This is a genomic window from Delftia sp. DS1230, assembly GCF_040112715.1.
Lineage (GTDB): Bacteria > Pseudomonadota > Gammaproteobacteria > Burkholderiales > Burkholderiaceae_C > Comamonas > Comamonas tsuruhatensis.
In genome coordinates this window covers 2,505,933-2,523,442 of the sequence record NZ_CP157763.1, presented here as the reverse complement: position 1 = coordinate 2,523,442, position 17,510 = coordinate 2,505,933, and the positions used below count along the sequence as shown (strand labels likewise).

Sequence of the window (17,510 nt, the reverse complement as noted above, 5' to 3'; positions counted from 1 at the left end):
AGGATGAAGTCACATGACCACCCAGCTGCAGAATACTGAACCGTTGCTCGCATTCCGCCTTGCCTACCTGCGGGCCATCGCCCGCTCCTGGCAGGATGACGCCTACCGCCGTGATCTGCTGGGGCAGCGCGACATCCAGCCCATGCTGCACCGCGACTTCAGCCTGCCGACCCAGTGGCCCCAGGTCGATGTGTCGCTGCGCCTGAGCGACGACCCCACCCAGCGCGCCGAATGGAAGCCCGTGCTCACGGCCGGCTGGATCGGCCCTGACGATGAATTCGTCATCGTCCTGCCCCAGGCGCCCCAGACCCACGCCTCCGAGGCCCTGGCCGCCTACTACCAGCTGTTCCCCAACTTCATGGGCGTCAGCACCTCGTTCGAGGAACCGAGCAACGGCACGCTCAGGGCCGCCCTGCCCACGGGCCTGGGCATCCCCGGCGGCGGCCCCGACTCGCTGCTGGCCTTTGGCGGCGTGGTGCTGCGCGCCATCGCCCTGGCCTGGCAGTCGCCCGAGTTCCACGCAGAGCTGACACGTGACGATGGCAAGGACAAGGCCCCCGTGCTGAGCCAATGGCTGGGCTACAACAACCCGTTCAACTTCCAGGTGCGTTTCGAGACCGAGCAGGCCTTCACCTGGGATGCGGCACGCGGCGAATGGAACCTGCAGCGCGCAGACGGCACGGCCATCAAGAACGGCATCGTGCTGAACTACCCGGTGGCACCCGCCGAGCAGGACCTGTGGGCCATCGCCCTCACCTCCTACAACAACACCGGTGACGCCTACCCCTTCACCTGCTGATACGGCACCGGCGCAGCTGCAAGGGGCCACGGCCACCTTGCTGCTGACGCTGGCGGCACGTGCCCGGGCGGCAGGTCCGGCAGCTTCCTCGGAACTGCCGGACCTGCCGCCTTTTTCCGACCCCGAGGCGCGCCGCATTGCCGCCGCCCTGCCCCAGGCCAGCGAGGCCCATGCGGCCGACCCCGCCTTTGTACGCAGCGTGGTGCTGCGCTCGCAGCTGTTCGACCGGCTCACCACCGAATTTCTGACCGCCCATCCGCCCGGCCTGTGCATTGCGCTGGGTGCAGGCCTGTGCACGCGGCGCAACCGTCTGGCACCCGAGGCCGGCACCGCACGCTGGCTGAACGTGGACCTGCCCGACGCCATCGCCCTGCGCGCGCAATACATTGCAGGCACTGAAGCCAACCTCGCCTGCTCCATCCTCGACACCTCCTGGCTGGACACCGCCGCCCTGCCCGGCAACCAGCCCGTTCTGGTGCTGCTGGAAGGCGTCTGCCCCTATCTTCCCCAGGCGGCGCTGGAGGCCATGCTGCAGCAGCTGGCCCAGCGCTTTGCCGCGCCCGGCAGCCCGCCGTGCACCGTCGTGCTCGACCATGTGCACCCGGCCCTTGCGCGGTTGCCCATGCAGGTGGGCGGAATGCGCCTGCCCGTCGTCTCGGGCTTTGCGGACGGCGCGCAGATAGAGCGCATCCACCCCGCCATCCGCATCAGCCTGCAAGAGCACCTGTATGCCCGGTTCTCGCAGCAGCACCAGCTGTTCGAGACCGCCTTCCACGCCACCACCGGCCAGCATCCGTATGCCGTCGTCCGCCTTGAACTGGGAGCCCCGTCCCTTGCCTGAGCCTGCGGCCCCGGACCTGTTTGCCGACGCCTTCCGCTGGCACGAGAAATTCCTTTCCCCCGTGCAGCAGGGCGACCGCCTTTTGCTGACCAGCGAACGCGACACCCTGGCCCTGGGCTCCGCCGCCGTGCTGGCGCTCAACGCCCCGCTGCAGGCCGGCACCAGCCTCATGCAGCACTGCGCCACAGCGCCCGATGCGCCGCTTGCGCAGATGCTGCACGCCCTGGGCGCCCTGCTGCGCCAGGGCCTGGTCCAGCCGGTGCTGCACAGCGACTTGAACGGCCACGGTTATCTGCAACCGGATTTCTCGGCCCCGCCCGTGCGCCTGCAGGCATCGGAGCAGATCGACATCGTCCTGCTGACTGCAGCGCTGGACAGCACAGCCGCCTGCCACTGGGCTGCGGCCGTGGCCACGCAGGCACCAGCCCCCGCCCCCCTCACCATCGTTTTCTGCGACGACTACCTGGACCCGCGCCTGGGCGCCATCGACGCCGGCCAGCGTGCCGCAGGCCGGCCCTGGTTGCTGGTCCGGCCCGCGGGCGAGCAGGCCATGGCCGGGCCCTTGTTCACGCCCCATGCCGGCACCGCATCGGCCTGCTGGCATTGCCTGGCGCACCGCTGGCAACGCAACCATCCCGCACGCGCCGCGCAAGGCGGCTCGCCGCACGACAGCGGCCGCTGCCCGCCCGTGCGCGCCGGCGCCGACCTCATCGCCACGCGGCTGCAGGCCCTGCTGCCCACGGTGCAGCGCCTGCTGGCGCACACCGATGCGGCGCAAACCGTGTGGACGCTGGAGCCCCCCCAGGCCCACCCCGTGGCCGCCCGCCCGCAATGCCCGCACTGCGGCACACCGGGGCTGATGGCACTGCGCCAACGCGAACCCATTGCGCCAGTTCCCGGCACGCATGCCGCGCGCGCCGACGGCGGCTGGCGCAGCGTGCCGGCCGAGACCACGGTGCAGCGCCTGTCCCGGCACGTCAGCCCGCTGACCGGCGTGATTGCCCGGGTCACGCCGCTGACGGCCGAGACCGACGAAGCGCTCACCGTCTACCGCAGCGAAATCTTCAGAACGCCCGCGCCTGGCAGCGGCTTCCTGGCAGGCCCCCCGACACAGCTGTGCCTGGGCAAGGGCCTGTCGGCCATGCAGGCCCGCGCCAGCGCCATGTGCGAAGCCGTGGAGCGCTACGCCGCCTTCCACCAGGGCGATGAAGCCGTGGTCGTCGCCCCCGCCGCGCAGCTGGATGCGCCCTGCATTCCTCCCACAGCGCTGGCCCGTTTCAGCGACCGGCAGACCGCCCGCTTTGCCACCGACAGGCCGCCGCATGCCGTGGCCCCCGGCGCCGGCCAGGGCGACCCCCTGTGGTGGGCGCCCGCCTGGTCCCTGACCGCCGATGCGCGCCGCTACCTGCCGCTGGGCTTTTGCCTGGCCCATGCGCCCGCGCAAAGCCAGCACCACGTGGGCTGGACCTCCAACGGCTGCGCCGCAGGCAACACACGGGAAGAGGCCATCCTCCAAGGCTTCATGGAACTGGTGGAACGCGACGCCGCCGCCATCTGGTGGTACGGCCAGATCCGCAGGCCCGCCATCGCGCTGGACGGCATCGCCGCAGCCACGCGCCAGCGCCTGGCGCGCAGCTGCGGCCCGCAATGGTCGTACTGGCTGCTGGACATCACCCATGACTTCGGCATACCGGTCGTGGTCTGCGTGGGCCGCCACGCGGATACCGGCCATTGGGCCGTGGGCTTTGGCTGCAGCCTGGACCGCGCCCTGGCCTGCGAACGCGCCCTCACCGAAATCAGCCAGCTGATCGCGGCGGGCAAGGGCTTTGCCGTGCCGCAGCAGGTGCAGGCCTTTCTGCATCCGCTGGAGGGCACCGATGCGCCGCCGCAACAGCCTGCGCAGCAGGCGGACACCGCGCCGCCGGACATTGCCCGGGCCATTGCGCACTGCGTGGACATCGCACGGGGCCTGGGCCTGGAAACCATCGTCTACGACCACTCGCGCCCCGACATCCCTCTGTACACCGTCAAGGTCGTGGTTCCGGGCCTGTGCCATATCTGGCCGGAACTGGGCAATCCACGGCTGCGCGACGTGCCCGTGGCCCTGGGCTGGCGCAGCCGTCCGCTGCAGGAATCCGAGTTCAATCCGCAGGCGCTGTACGTTTGACAAACTGAAACGCGCAGCGGGCATGTACTCTCTCGGCTTGGCAACAGGCTGCCGGCTCCGGGCCAATGCGCCCCCAGCCCACCCCCTGTTCACACAAGCCCCAAGGAGAATTCGAGGCGATGGCCCTCTTTCGTAACCAACTCGACGGCAGCATCGTCGTGCTGCGGCCCCTGCATACCTTCGGCCGCCACCCCTCGGTCTGCCAGACCGTCATGAAGGCGCCCGACGTCTCCCAGGTCCACGCCCTGTTCCGCTGGAACCGGCAGACCTGGGAAATCGTGGACCAGAGCCGCAACGGCACCATGCTCAACGGCGTGCGCCTGGTCGCCGGCCGCTGGACCGTACTGACCGTGGGCGCCAGGCTCAGCATGGGCGAAGGCGCAGAAGCGGCCTGGACCGTGCAAGACCTGGGGCCGCCCGTCACCTGCCTGAGCCCCGGCCCGGGCCTGCCCCAGGACGCCCCCCTGGCCCTGAACCCGCGCGGCACCCTGCTGCCCGACGCCCAGGAGCCCGAAGCCAACGTCTTCTTCGAAGACGGGCGCTGGCTGCTGGAGTCCGGCGACGGCACCGAGCCCCTGGTGGACGGCGCCATGGTCCACACCTCCGCAGGCAGCTGGGAATTCGTGCAATGCGACGACCTGGAATCCACGCGGGAAAGCAGCTTCGACCCGCATGCGCCCAAGCCGCCGGACGTGTCCTTTCGCTTCCACGTCAGCCAGAACGAGGAGCACGCCAGCCTGACCGTCATGAGCGACGGCAAGCCCATTGCGCTGGGTGAACGCATACACCACTACACCCTGGTCACCCTGGCCCGCGTGCGCCAGCAGGACGCCCACAAGGGCCTGGCCCCCGCAAGCCAGGGCTGGATAGAGCTCGACGCGCTCTCGCGCATGCTGGGCGTGGATTCGTCGTACGTGAACATCCAGATCTTCCGCGCCAAGCACCAGATCCTCAGCGCCCTGCCCGAATGCGCGGCCTTGCCGGCCCTGGTGGAGCGGCGGCGCGGCAGCCTGCGCTTCGGGGACTTTGCGTTCGAGATCGAGGGCGGGGCGCGCAGCGCCTGAACGGCGAACTGCAACGGAGAACGGCAGGCACACGGCGCATCGCTCGCCGTATGTAATCAGCTGTAATTTTCTTGTTGTGCACACGTCAATAAAGTGGGAACCGGTTCCTGCCGCCTGCGGCAAGGACCTCTCACCCTCCTCCCGGACCGGGTTGCCCGAGTCCACTGGCGCACCTGGAAACCGCAAATGAGCATGGACATGCGACGTGTACTGTTGATCCCCGCCAGCGCGCGGCCCGTTGACCCTGGCCTGGCCAGCCTTTCCATGGACGCACAGGTCTGGGAAAACGGCTATCCCCTGGTCGTCGGCAAGGCCCGCCACGGCCTGCTGCAGGACTTCTGGCGGCACTACTACGGCGAATCCGCCGCCATGTTCGTGGCCTCGGACCAGTTGCTGGAACTGCACAACGACATCATGGCCGCCATCCCCGCCTGCGTGGGCGAGATGCCGGTGCTGCGCTTTCTCAACGACCTCGGAAGAATGTGCCTGCAGGCGCATGGGGACGGCAGCGGGCTGCAGGTCATCGGCGACTGACGAAACGGATGACTCCTGGGGTTGCCGCGCATCCCTGTCGCGGCATTGGGGCGCATGCACAATGGCATGCGCCTTTTTTCGTGCCCGCCCGACCATGAGCAACGCCCCGGATAGCCCCCCTCTTGCCCTGACCGGCAGCTGCCTGTGCGGCGCCATCGCCTATGCACTGCGCTCCACGCCCCAGGCCGTCTCGCACTGCCACTGCCGCATCTGCCAGAAGGCCCACGGCGCCGCATTCGCCACCTACGGCAGCGTGCCGGCAAAGGACCTTGTCTTCACCCGGGGCCAGGAGCAATTGCGCTCCTTTGCCTCATCGCCCGGCATCACGCGCTGCTTTTGCCAGCAATGCGGCTCATCGCTGTCATGGCACAGCCAGCACTACGAAGAAGGCGCATGGATCTCCGTCGCACTGGCCACGCTGGATTCGGAGTTTGTCGTGGGCAGGCAGCGGCATGTGAACCGGGGGGCGGGGATGGCGTGGGTGGATGGTGGGACAAGGTGACCGGGCGGATGGGGTCGGCCAAAAGCGGCCGGATGCCAAGGCCTGACCGGCCGGTCGACCGGTGGACGACTTGTCCAGTGGCGGCCCTGGGGCGGCACCTATGATGCAGGGCGCGCCAGACGAGCCTGTGCTGGTGGTCTTCTCGGACAAGCAGAACCAGGGCAATCCGGACCGGCCCTTCCAGTACTTATGAACGACAACCCAAGCCAGGCACTCGCAGACCAGCTGCAGAGCTTCACAAAAAACGTCGATGTTTTCTTGGCGCTGCAAGCGCTGTCCTGCGCTGCCCCCGCAGTGGCTTTCGAGGCCATCACGACATTCATGAGGTCCGCGCCGGCAAATCAGCTGCCCCTGGCCCGAAATGCACTGCTGGAGCTGGCGGACCGCGCTCCCGCGCTCCTGGTGAGCGCGACGCTGGACGAAGACGCAAAGGTGGCTGACGCGGCCAGGCAGGCCTTGTTGATCCGTCCCTCCAATGAGGCACTGCCCCTGTACCTGCGCATGGCCAAGTCCAAGAGCGTTGACGAAGCCTGCTCGGGCTGCATGTACCTGGGCCGTATCTCCTCGCCACAGGCCCGGGCGCCTTTGTTCAAGGCCTTGGGTCACCGCAGCGCAGCGGTGCGCGAGTATGCGGCGACATCCATTCACAGCCACGCCGACGAACACTGGATCGCCGACCTGCTGGAGGCCATCCGCACGCTGCGGCGTGAGGAGACCGACAAAAAGAAAGACTTTGGCGAGGTGATCAACACGCTGTGCAGCGCGGTGGTCCAGAAATCCACACACGCCTGCCTGGACCTGCTGATGGAAGGACTCCACGATGCGGACGCCAGAGTCCGCGGGACCTGTATCAGCGCACTGGGGCGCCTGGGCGATACGGCAGCCGTGGTCCCGCTGATCGAGACGTTTGAACACCCGCGCCGCGGGATGCCGCGGGAGCTGAGGACGGCACTGGTCAAGGTGCTTGGCGAGTTGGGCGACGCGCGTGCGATCGCGCCACTGCTGCGTGCCGGAGTGACCGTTGCAGCACCGGCGCTGGGCCCGCTGAAGGCGCAGGAAGCCGTGCCTGAACTGATGGCCGCGCTGGAGCAGGCAAGGACACCGCGCGATGCCGACGAGCTGGCCGAGGTGTTGGCCCAGCTGCAAGGGCCTGGCGAGTCGCAGTGGCCCCGCGCAGGGTTGCGCACGGCGTCGCTGCAGGTACGGCGAGCCGCCGCGCTGCAGCTGGCGCGCACCGCGCCCCAGGAAGCGGCCCAGCATCTGCGCGCCATGCTGCCCCAGCTGTGCGGCGGCGACGCCGTGGGCGTGGCCGAAGCGCTGGCCTTGATGGGCTCAGCAGAGGGTTTCGAAGGCTTCGCGAAGGCATTGGCGGACGACCCCCACCACTGGAATGCCAGCGCCGTGGCGTACGCCTGCCAGAATCTTCGCGGCCCCCAGGTGCAGGCCCTGCTCCTGGGGCTGATACCCGGCATCCGCAACGAATACGTCCACCACGTCTGCAAAGCGCTGGCAGCGCAAGGGGCTGACGTATTGCCTGCGCTGATCGCTGCAGCCCAGGCAGCCGGCGACAGCTTGCGACACCGCTACGTGATGGCGCTTGCCGAGTTCCGCGACCCCCAGGGGGCCGGTTTGCTGGCGCCTCTGATGGTCCGCCGCAACCCGTTGCGGGACGCCGCCATGCTGTCGCTGTCAGCCACGCCCAGCGCCGAGGCCAGCGCGGCGCTGGCTGCGGCATTGCTGCAAGCCGAATCGCCGGCTGATGCCCGACTGATCACCGAAACGCTGGCGAAGGCAGCCACGCGCGAGGCGATTCCCGACCTGATACGGGCGCTGCAGGCCGACCTCGCCACCGAAGAGATATTGGAAGCCTTGGGCCGTCTGGGCAGACTGGGCGACCGGACGGTTGTGCCTGCACTGATCGATCAACTGAGCAGCCCCAACGCGCGCCGCCGCCAGGCAGCAGCCATGGCGCTGGGGCAGATCGCAGACCCTGCGGCGGGGGCACCGCTTGTCCGCCTGCTGCTGAAAGAGTTTCATCTGGAGGTGGCGCAGGCCGCAATGCAAGCCTGGCTGGCCATGGGCGCGCAAGATGGTGGCGCACTCGATGGGCTGGGCGCGCCGGGCACGCGCGCATTCCTGTTGGCCAGTGCCAGACAGCTGCGCAGGGAACGCTGACACGCACATCCCCGCACGGATTGCGGTGCGCCCGGTCAGGATCTGCCATCGCTGTAGAGCCGGCATTCGGTGCGGCTGCTTGAGGCTGAGAGCTGCCCGGCCCCTTGACGAAGATTCACCGTGCCTTCAGGCAAAATCCAGACGATCGGGAAAGCTTGGCGTCAGGTCTGCCGGGAAGCCCAACTTGAAGAATGGAACAGTATCAATGGCACTGACGAAGAAGGGCGAGTTCTGGTACGGGACAACGTCCGGCGACACCCAAGCCGAGCTGCGCAGCTACAGCATTGCGAATCTTCATGAGGCCGTCCGGTTTGCCTCGTCCAAATGCGATTGCGGGTGCCGGACTTTTGCGCTGCAGACGGATGAAGAAGCCGGCGTGGCCATCCGCACCTGCACCGACTGCGGGCAGGAACACCTGATGGGCGACAGCGCGGAATATGTTGAAGAGGCCACCCCCGAGGCACACGAGTGCGTGTGCGAGAACGAGACGTTCGAACTGATGTCCGGCGTCTCCGTGTACGAAGGCACACACGACGTGCGCTGGTACTACATCGCTTGCCGCTGCGTGGAGTGCAATCTGGTTGGGGTCTTCGCAGACTGGAAGTGTGAAGCGGGTGATGCAGCGGCCTTCCTCGCCAAGGTATGAGCGCGCGGGATCAAGACGCGCTGCCCAAAGATCTGGTCAAGCGGGTTTGCCGGGTGCATGCAGGCGATAGCGCAAAAAGCGAGTCCCCTCGATATCCAGTGCGCCATCTGGCCGAAATCCCAGCTTGAGAATCCCTTTTATTCTGGTTCTTGAAGGTGGCAGCAAAATTGTGATGGAGCTCAGCCCCAAGCCAGTGAATGCACGTTTCACTATCTCTTGATAGATGGCTTTGCCACTTCCCCAGAATTTGGGGTGAAGCACCAAAGCGAGGTCGGCATCACCTTCCTCGTACTGCAAACCGCCCCAGCCGGCAAATTGCTGATCAATTTCAAACGCCCATGGCCCATAGCCGTATTGCTGCCACTGGGCATCCTTTTGCCGAGCCCATTCATTTGCTTTCGCCAGGTCGAAATTCGCACTTCCAAGCGGCATTTGTCGCAGCACATCTGGATTGTTGTTCAGCGAAACAATGTGAGCCGGATCAACTTCAGTGAGCCGCTTAAATTTCAAATTCATGCCTGTATCTGGTTGTCTATCCATCAAATTCAAAGCCTACCAAAACGGTGGTTGCCGACCGTCTATCTGAGCGTCAACCAAGGGGCAGCAGTCCACAGTGCGGGGTTGCTGCCGCTGCAAGCCAAGGCTTCACTTTCTGATCGGCGGTGCGCAACCACTGCTCGACGCTCGGCAACGCACCGCCACCAGACCCGCTGCCAGCAGCGAAAGCAGTGCCAGCGCCCAGGGGCCGAGCGCGGGTATGGCCTGCGGTGCCAGCAGCACGGGCAGGCCGGGGTCGGTGATCTGGTTGGGCACGGAATCGCTGTCACCCACGCCGCCATCGGCCAGGGTGAAGGTCACGCTCAGGCCGTCGGGTGCAAACTGCGCGCCGGGCAGCGCATACCAGTGCGGCTGCGCGCAGGCAGCGCCGGTGCAGCCCAGCCCGTCGGGGCTGGGGCCGTATTTGTAATAAACGGCCCCCTGCGGCACTGGTGTGGTGAAGTGCACGGTCACCTGTGCATCTGCATTGCCAGCGACACGCCCCAGCACCAGGCCCAGCGGCGCGTGCACCGCACGCACATGGGACGGCAAGGGCGCGGGCAAGGTGGAGGCAAAGGCGGCGCTGCTGATCTCCCAGCCGTTCGCGCCATCCACCTCCACCGCCCCCAGATTGCCGTTGCCGCCCGCACCCTGCCACGGTGCGCTGCACTGCTGCGCTGCGCCGCCATATTCACCGCTGCACTGCCATTTGTGTTGGCCGCCGGCGGATAGCACGGTCCCTGGCGTACCCGTGGCGCACAGATTCGCGCTGGGCTTGAAGGCCACAGCGCCGTTGGCCGCTGAGCCGCAGGTCGCATCGACCGGGTCGTGGGTGAACGTGGCCGAAACGCTGCGCGGACTGGTCACGTTGGTGAGCTGGCATGCCCCCGTGCCCGTGCAATCGCCTGACCAACTGGTGAAGTGATAGCCCATATCGGGCGTAGCGGTGCAGCTTGCGTCCTGGCCGTGGGTGACGGGGTTGGGCGCGCAGGTGACCGTGCCGTTGGCCGGGGCGGGGGTGATGCTGATGGGGTAGGTGTTCAGCGCGAAGGTGGCACTCACGCTGCGCGGACTGGTCACGTTGGTGAGCTGGCATGCCCCCGCCCCTGCGCACTCGCCCGACCAACTGGTGAAGTGATAGCCCGCATCGGGCGTGGCGGTGCAGCTTGCGTCCTGGCCGTGGGTGACGGGGTTGGGCGTGCAGGTGACCGTGCCGTTGGCCGGGGCGGGGGTGATGCTGATGGGGTAGGTGTTCAGCGCGAAGGTGGCACTCACGCTGCGCGGGCTGGTCACGTTGGTGAGCTGGCATGCTCCCGCCCCTGCGCAATCGCCCGACCAACTGGTGAAGTGATAGCCCGTATCGGGCGTGGCGGTGCAGCTTGCGGCCTGGCCGTGGGTCACGGGGTTGGGCGTGCAGGTGACCGTGCCGTTGGTGGTGGCGGGGGCGATGCTGATGGGGTAGGTGTTCAGCGCGAAAGTGGCACCCACGCTGCGCGGGCTGGTCACGTTGGTGAGCTGGCATGCCCCCGTGCCCGTGCAATCGCCTGACCAACTGGTGAAGTGATAGCCCGCATTGGGCGTGGCGGTGCAGCTTGCGTCCTGGCCGTGGGTGACGGGGTTGGGCGTGCAGGTGACCGTGCCGTTGACGGCGGCGGGGGTGGCGATGGAGTGGGTGTTGGGCGTGAAGGTGGCCGAGACGGTGCGCGACGCGGTCACGCTGGTGAACTGGCATGCACCCGTGCCCGTGCAATCGCCCGACCAACTGGTGAAGTGGTAGCCCGCATCGGGCGTGGCGGTGCAGCTTGCGTCCTGGCCGTGGGTGACGGGGTTGGGCGTGCAGGTGACTGTGCCGTTGGCCGGGGCGGGGACGATGCCGATGGAATAGGTGTTGAGTACAAATGTGGCACCCACGCTGCGCGGGCTGGTCACGTTGTAGAGAATGCACGCGCTGGCAGTGCCCGCGCAATCGCCCGACCAATGGGTGAAGTGGTAGCCCATCGCGGGCGAGGCGACGCAGATGGTGTCTTGCCCATGGGGCACGGGGTTGGCCGTGCAGTTCACGCTGCCGCCGGTGACGGCAGGGGTGGCGATGGCGTAGGTAATCGGCGCGAAGGTGGCTCCCACGCTGTGCGCGCTGGTCACGTTGGTGAACTGGCATGCACCCGTGCCCGCGCAATCGCCCGTCCAGCCGGTGAACTGAAAGCCCGTTTGCGGCGTGGCAGTGCAGCCAGCGGCCTGGCCGTGGGGCACGGGGTTGGGCGTGCAAGACATGCTCCCGCCCGTGGTGGCAGTGGTAGTGATGGCGTAGGTGATGAGCGTCGTGTTGGCAGAGACGGTGGTAGCCCCGAGAACCACGGGCTGGCAAGCCCCCGTGCCGCTGCAGGCGCCGCCCCAGCCGCTGAAGGGGCGGGCGACAGGGTCGTGCACCGTGGCCGTGCAGCTGGCGCTGGAGCCATGGGTCACGGGGTTCGGGGTGCACTGTGCGCTGGCAATGCCCGCATCCGTGTTGACTGTCACCATGTACTGGCGCGGTGCCAGGCAAGCGGCCGTGGTGCCGCCGCTGATGCCCGCGCAATTCCAGCGGAAGGCGTCGGACGCGGCAGACTGGTTGGTGGCCGAACCGGCGCTGCACAAGAGGGTTGGCAAGGTGAGCGAAGGCGCAGTGCTGCCACACGCGCCATTGGTGGGCGGCGGGGCGAAGGTGGCGCTGATGGTGCAATTGCCGGTAATGGTCGCAGTGGTGTAGGTGTTGCCCGCAAGCGATCCGCCGCAGCCGCTGACCTGCACCGTATAGCCCGGTGGCGTGGTGAGCGTGAAGCTGGCCTGCTGCCCCGCCGCTACATCGCGCCCTGCCTCGATGCTGCCGCCGCCCGTGGCCTGGGAGGTAACGAGGTAGGCGCGAGGCACGGAGCATTGCGGCGAAGGGTTGCCGCCGTAGCTGCTCTGGCACACCCAGGAGAAGGAGTAGGTTTCACCCATCACGCCGCTGGTCGTGCCCACGCTGCACAGCAAGGCGTCTGGCGGATAACGGCGAGGCGTGGTGCTGCTGGCACTGCCGCACACGCCATCGAGCTGCACGGAGCCGGCCTCGACCGTCATGCCGATGGAGGTCTGCGGCTCGGCCACCCAGGCCGGGTTGTGGCTCGCGCCTGAATACCAGGTCAGCCCGTCGTTGGTGGCCGTGGTGATCTGGCGGCGGATCATGGTCTGGCCGATGCTGCGCACCACCACCCAGGCAAAGTCGCCCGCCGCCACGATGCGGTCGCCCGTGAACACGCGCATGCCCGGCGTGGCCGCGTCGGCGGTGAAGGGGGCGCAGGCCGTCATGTCCACGAACGGCGTGGCGGCGCTGGCGTCGGTTGCGCACACTTGCAGCTCGAACTGGTCGATCTGGGTGAGATTCATCTTCACCTGCGTGATGCGCAGCGACTGGCTGCCAATCGGGATGCGGTTGGCCACCCACAGTTTGGTGTGGTAGCTGGAGTTGTGCTGGATGAGCCACGGGTCATTGGCGGCTGCCAGGTTGTCGAATACCGTGACTGCACCAGCAGACACTGAAGCCGCCACCGTCAGCAGCAGCATGGCAATTCGAAGGGCAAGGGTTTTCATGTCGATGGGGTGGGTGGGTGAAGCGGTGTTCCACCCAGCCGCGATCGGCCATGAAAAATGCTTTCAGCGCTTGTGTATCAAGCGCTGAAAGCCATGTTGATGCAAGCGTGTGGCACGGGCGGATGCGCACTGCCGGCCATCTTGCGGGCGCGCAGCCCTGGCGGCTTGACTGTGCGTTCGTGCCGCGCTTGACTGGACGTTTCGCAAGCCTCACTCCCCAAAAAAGGGGCGTTCCCCTCCCTACCCGCGCTATCATCCGCCCCGGCCCCCTGTCCCGGGGCTGATGCTTCAAAACATCCGTCGTATAGCGGCACAGCCTCTCCGAAAGCGAGGCTTGGTACACCGAATCCATCAGTCAATGCAGATGCAATGGCCTGTGGATTCGATCCGCAATGGAGCACGGAACAATGAACGCCGTTTCTCTCGCCTGCGCGCCGTCTTTTGGCGCAGCCCCTCTCTCATGCCAGCCCTTTGTGCTTGGCCAACTGCGGAGGGACATGGCATGAACCCCGCCCAGCCCTCCCCCACCACGGACAGCCACAGCACCCGGCAGCTGTCCAACGCCCTCACCCAGGTGGACCATCTCGTGCAGCAAGGCTGTGCAGAAATCTCCGCCATCGCCCAGCTCGCCCTGGCATGGCTGGAGACCCCCAAGGGCCATCGCCACCTGGACGTGGTGGCCCGTGCCCTGCAAAGCATCCGCGACAGCGCCGACACGCTGGCCGACTACGCCGGCACCGAGGCCCAGGCCATGGGCTGCGGATCTGCCATGGCGCGCACTTCATGGCCCGGCCTGTGTTGATGGTCCGGCCACGGGCTGTGGCGGTCATCCAGGCTCAGGCGCCCTGCGGCAGATAGCTTGGCCGGGCCGCCGTCATGCCGCGCTTGACCTGCTGGGTGAGCTCGTCGGCCAGCACTTCATCGAGCCCGGCCTCCAGTCCGTCCAGCGCGCGGCTGACGATGTCCTCGGGGCTGGACTTCGGTGCGTCAAGCCCGCGTGTGAGGTCGGTGTCGACATAGGCCATGTGCAGGCCCAGCACCTGTGTCTTCTGCCCTGCAAGCTCGCTGCGCAGGGCGTTGGTGAGCGACCAGGCGGCCGACTTGCTGGCCGAGTAGGCGGCCAGTTCGCCGCCATTGACCCAGGAGGCCACCGACAACACATTGAGCAAGGCCCCGCCGCCGTTGGCCTTGAGAACCGGCGCAAAGGCCTGGCTCATGCGCAGCACGGCGAAGAAGTTGGTCTCGAAGATGCGCCTGGCGACCTCTTCGCTGTCGGGCGCCAGAAAGCCGCCGGGCTGCGCGATGCCGGCGTTGTTGATCACCAGCGTGACGTCCGACGCCTGCGCTGCGGCGGCGGCCACGTCCTGCGGGCGGTTCACGTCCAGCTGCAGGGCATGCACGCCGGGCTGGGTGACGGTGGCGGGGTCGCGCGCGCCGGCGTAGACCTTGCGGGCGCCACGGGCAAGCAGCTCGCGTGCGAAGGCCAGGCCGATGCCGCGATTGGCACCGGTGACGAGAACAACAGCGTTTTCAATTTTCATGGAGCACTCCAGGGGTGGGGGGAAACAGATTCAACGGATCTTGATGACGACCTTGCCCTTTGCGTGGCCGGCTTCGGCATAGGCAAGGGCCTCGTTGGTGGACTCGAATGCGAAGACCTTGTCCACGACCGGGCGGATGGCGCCCGCCTCGATGAGGCGGGTGATCTCGCGCAGCTGGCCGCCGTCGGCCTTCATGAAGACAAAGGAGTAGTCGATGCCACGGCTTCGCGCCCGGCGCCTGATGCCGGAGCTGAGCAGCCGCATCACCAGCCGCACGAATGCGGGCGCCGCGATGTTTCTGCCAAATGCGGGATCGGGCGGGCCGGAGATGGAGATCAGCTTCGCGCCGCCCTTGAGCACGCGCAGAGATTTGCCAAGCGTCTTGCCGTCCTGGCTGTTGAGCACCACGTCGTAGTCGTGCAGGACATCCTCGAAGTCCTGCGTGCGGTAGTCGATGACGACATCCGCACCCAGGCTCCTGACCAGTTCGAAGTTGGCAGCGCTTGTGGTGGTGGCAACGGTGGCGCCCAGGTGCCTGGCCAGCTGGATGGCGAACGTGCCCACGCCCCCGGAGCCGGCCTGGATGAAGACCCTTTGCCCCTTCGACAGCTTCGCCGTCTCCACCAGGGCCTGCCAGGCCGTCAGGCCCACCAGGGGGATGGAGGCCGCCTCTTCCATCGTGAGCCCCTTGGGTTTTGGCGCCAGCGACGACTCCTTGACCGGCACGAACTCCGCGAACGTACCGATCCGGAAATCGTCCGTGCGTGCATAGACCTCGTCGCCCGGCTTGAACTGCCGCACGCGCGGGCCGGCCTTGACCACCACGCCGGCCACGTCGTGGCCCAGGATCAGGGGCAGGCGATAGGGCAGGATGAGCTTGAATTGCCCGTCCTTGATCTTGGAGTCCAGCTGGTTCACGCCTGCGGCATGGACCTGGACCAGGACTTCGTCGTCACGCAGCTGCGGCTCGGGTACGTCTGCCAGCTGCAAGGCGCGGTTCGCTCCATAGCTTTCCAGAACAAATGCCTTCATGGTCTTCCTTTATATGATGATCATCATATGTAACGACGAAAAAAATCCAGGCACATGTACAGGGCATGCGCCATCAATGGCCGGCCGGCGCCAGGTGCTTGAGCGCTGCTTCGCGCAGGCTGTCGGACAGGCCAGGCTCATCCACTGCCCGTGCCAGCAGCAGGCTGCCGACCATGGTGGACAAGGTGACGAGCGCGCGCTCGTGGGCACCGGGCTGTCCCCAGTCCGGTGATTGGCGGGCGATGAGATCGACCATTTCCTTGATGTGGCCCGTGGCCACGCGGCGCACCTCCGGCGCCTGGCGCGAGGTCTCGGAGCCCAGGGCCGCCAGGGGGCAGCCCACCTCGGCGCGCTGGACATGTTCCTTGGAAAGATAGGCGGCCAGCATGGCCTGCAGCACCATGCCGGGCGGTGCCTTGGCCACCACGTCGGCGACGGCGGCGCAGGACTCCGCGCAGGCCTTGCCCGCCGCTTCGGCCAGCATGGCATCGCGCGAGGCGAAGTGGGCGTAGAAGGCGCCATGGGTCAGGCCCGCCTCCTTCATGATGTCAGCCACCCCGGTGCCGCCATAGCCGCTGCGGCGGATGGCACGCGCCGCCACGGAGACGATGCGCTCATGCGTGGCCTCCTTGGCGGAAGCCCGGGTGCTGGAATTTGTGTTTCGCATGATGGTCATCATACATTGTTTGCGCCATGCACGCACCGCAGATGGGACATCCGCCCGCAGCCATTGCATGGACAATCCCGGCATGTCTGCTGCTGCTTCACACCACAATCCATCCCGCCCCGTGCTCATTGCCGGCGGCGGCATCGGTGGCATGGCCACTGCCCTCACGCTGCACCAGATCGGCGTGCCCTGCATCGTGTTCGAGTCGGTGGCGCAGCTGCAGCCGCTGGGCGTGGGCATCAACCTGCAGCCGAACGCGGTGCGGGAACTGCATGACCTGGGCTTCGGCAACGATGTGCTGGACACCATCGGCCTGCAGGCCCGGGAATGGGCGCTGGTCGGGCGCAACGGCAACGAGGTGTATGCCGAGCCACGCGGGCTGCAGGCCGGCTACCGCTGGCCGCAGTACGCGGTGCACCGCGGGCAGCTGCAGATGATGCTGTTCAACGCCGTCAGGCAGCGCCTGGGCGACGACGCCGTGCAGCTGGGCCGGCGCGTGGTGGGCTACCGGCAGGATGCCGAGGGCGTGACCGCCCTCATCGACACCCGCGATGGCCAGCGGCTGGAGGTGCAGGGCTCGCTGCTGGTGGCGGCCGATGGCCTGCACTCGGCCGTGCGCGCGCAGATGCACCCCACGCAGCCGCCCATACAGTGGGGCGGCGCCATCATGTGGCGCGGCACCACGCCCGGGGTGCCGGTGCGCACCGGCGCGTCCTTCGTGGGCGTGGGCTCGCTGCGCCATCGCGTGGTGCTGTACCCCATCACGCCGCCGGACCCCGTCACGGGCCTGGCCACCATCAACTGGATCGCCGAGATCACGGTGGACAACCAGGGCGGCTGGCGGCAGGGCGACTGGAACCGGCGCGTGGCGCTGGAGGAATTCATCCACCACTTCGACGGCTGGGACTACGGCTGGCTGGACGTGCCGGCCATGCTGCGCGGCGCCACGGATGTCTTCGAGTACCCCATGATCGACCGCGACCCCGTGCCCACCTGGGTGGACGGCCGCGTGGCCTTGCTGGGCGATGCGGCGCATGTGATGTACCCGGTGGGCTCCAATGGCGCCAGCCAGGCCATCGTGGACGCGCGCGTTCTGGGTGCGCAGTTCCTTGCCCACGGCGTGGGCCCGCAGGCGCTGCGCGCCTATGACGACAAGCTGTGCAAGGACCTCTCGGCGCTGGTGCTGCGCAACCGGGGGGCCGGCCCCTTCGGCCTGCTGGGGCTGGTGGACGAGCGCTGCGGCGGCGTCTTCGACCATATCGACGAGGTGCTGCCACGCGAGGAGCGCGAGGGCTTCATGGCCCGATACAAGGCCGCTGCCGGCTTTGCGATCGAGACGCTCAACGCCGCGCCCCCCACCATTGCGCCGGGGCAGCGCGTGGCCGGGGCCTGAGCC

General features: G+C 67.5%; 15 protein-coding genes. 10 read left to right on the top strand and 5 right to left on the bottom strand.

What is annotated here, in order from left to right; all coding sequences use genetic code 11:
- Positions 1–13 precede the first annotated feature (13 nt).
- The 8 genes from AAN986_RS11260 (at position 14) to AAN986_RS11225 (ending at position 8,728) form a co-directional block, all read left to right on the top strand.
- On the top strand, positions 14–799 hold the full coding sequence (locus AAN986_RS11260) for a BMA_0021/BMA_0022 family TOMM bacteriocin (RefSeq protein WP_013801906.1): 786 nt from the start codon (positions 14–16) through the stop codon (positions 797–799).
- Positions 774–1,640 carry a class I SAM-dependent methyltransferase gene (locus AAN986_RS11255; RefSeq protein ID WP_349335663.1) on the top strand — a complete coding sequence of 289 codons (867 nt, stop codon included), beginning with the start codon at positions 774–776 and terminating at the stop codon, positions 1,638–1,640. Before AAN986_RS11260 ends, AAN986_RS11255 begins: the two co-directional genes overlap by 26 nt.
- Positions 1,597–3,807: a TOMM precursor leader peptide-binding protein gene (locus AAN986_RS11250; RefSeq protein ID WP_349335662.1), complete on the top strand. Its 2,211-nt coding sequence runs from the start codon at positions 1,597–1,599 to the stop codon at positions 3,805–3,807. The genes AAN986_RS11255 and AAN986_RS11250 overlap by 44 nt, the downstream gene beginning before the upstream one ends.
- Positions 3,808–3,926: 119 nt before the next feature.
- The gene (locus AAN986_RS11245) at positions 3,927–4,871 is read left to right on the top strand and encodes an FHA domain-containing protein (protein WP_016446376.1); all 945 of its coding nucleotides are present in this window, start codon (positions 3,927–3,929) and stop codon (positions 4,869–4,871) included.
- A 198-nt stretch (positions 4,872–5,069) separates the two neighbouring features.
- Entirely contained in the window at positions 5,070–5,405 is a 336-nt protein-coding gene (locus tag AAN986_RS11240; protein WP_223275358.1) for a hypothetical protein, read from the top strand.
- A 94-nt stretch (positions 5,406–5,499) separates the two neighbouring features.
- A complete protein-coding gene (locus AAN986_RS11235) occupies positions 5,500–5,907 on the top strand; it encodes a GFA family protein (RefSeq protein WP_016446377.1) in 408 nt (135 codons plus the stop codon).
- 189 nt (positions 5,908–6,096) lie between these two features.
- Positions 6,097–8,082 (top strand): HEAT repeat domain-containing protein, encoded by a 1,986-nt coding sequence (locus tag AAN986_RS11230; RefSeq protein ID WP_349335661.1) that lies wholly within the window; start codon positions 6,097–6,099, stop codon positions 8,080–8,082.
- A 205-nt stretch (positions 8,083–8,287) separates the two neighbouring features.
- The gene (locus tag AAN986_RS11225; protein WP_047216890.1) at positions 8,288–8,728 is read left to right on the top strand and encodes a hypothetical protein; all 441 of its coding nucleotides are present in this window, start codon (positions 8,288–8,290) and stop codon (positions 8,726–8,728) included.
- 36 nt (positions 8,729–8,764) lie between these two features.
- Here the strand turns inward: AAN986_RS11225 and AAN986_RS11220 are convergent, their stop codons facing one another.
- The gene (locus AAN986_RS11220) at positions 8,765–9,244 is read right to left on the bottom strand and encodes a GNAT family N-acetyltransferase (protein ID WP_074931903.1); all 480 of its coding nucleotides are present in this window, start codon (positions 9,242–9,244) and stop codon (positions 8,765–8,767) included.
- 129 nt (positions 9,245–9,373) lie between these two features.
- Positions 9,374–12,874: an IPTL-CTERM sorting domain-containing protein gene (locus AAN986_RS11215; protein ID WP_349335660.1), complete on the bottom strand. Its 3,501-nt coding sequence runs from the start codon at positions 12,872–12,874 to the stop codon at positions 9,374–9,376.
- A 502-nt stretch (positions 12,875–13,376) separates the two neighbouring features.
- Here AAN986_RS11215 and AAN986_RS11210 point away from each other — a divergent pair.
- On the top strand, positions 13,377–13,676 hold the full coding sequence (locus tag AAN986_RS11210; protein WP_047216889.1) for a hypothetical protein: 300 nt from the start codon (positions 13,377–13,379) through the stop codon (positions 13,674–13,676).
- A gap of 34 nt (positions 13,677–13,710) precedes the next feature.
- Here AAN986_RS11210 and AAN986_RS11205 read toward each other — a convergent pair whose 3' ends face one another.
- From AAN986_RS11205 to AAN986_RS11195, 3 genes are all read right to left on the bottom strand, one after another.
- A complete protein-coding gene (locus AAN986_RS11205; protein ID WP_016446383.1) occupies positions 13,711–14,415 on the bottom strand; it encodes an SDR family oxidoreductase in 705 nt (234 codons plus the stop codon).
- 30 nt (positions 14,416–14,445) lie between these two features.
- A complete protein-coding gene (locus AAN986_RS11200) occupies positions 14,446–15,447 on the bottom strand; it encodes an NADP-dependent oxidoreductase (protein ID WP_047216888.1) in 1,002 nt (333 codons plus the stop codon).
- A gap of 73 nt (positions 15,448–15,520) precedes the next feature.
- The gene (locus tag AAN986_RS11195; protein ID WP_047216887.1) at positions 15,521–16,126 is read right to left on the bottom strand and encodes a TetR/AcrR family transcriptional regulator; all 606 of its coding nucleotides are present in this window, start codon (positions 16,124–16,126) and stop codon (positions 15,521–15,523) included.
- Between the two features lie 70 nt (positions 16,127–16,196).
- On the opposite strand from AAN986_RS11195, the gene AAN986_RS11190 reads away from it, so the two are divergent.
- Complete coding sequence (locus AAN986_RS11190; protein WP_026062110.1) at positions 16,197–17,507, top strand: flavin-dependent oxidoreductase; 1,311 nt, start codon at positions 16,197–16,199, stop codon at positions 17,505–17,507.
- Positions 17,508–17,510: the final 3 nt, after the last annotated feature.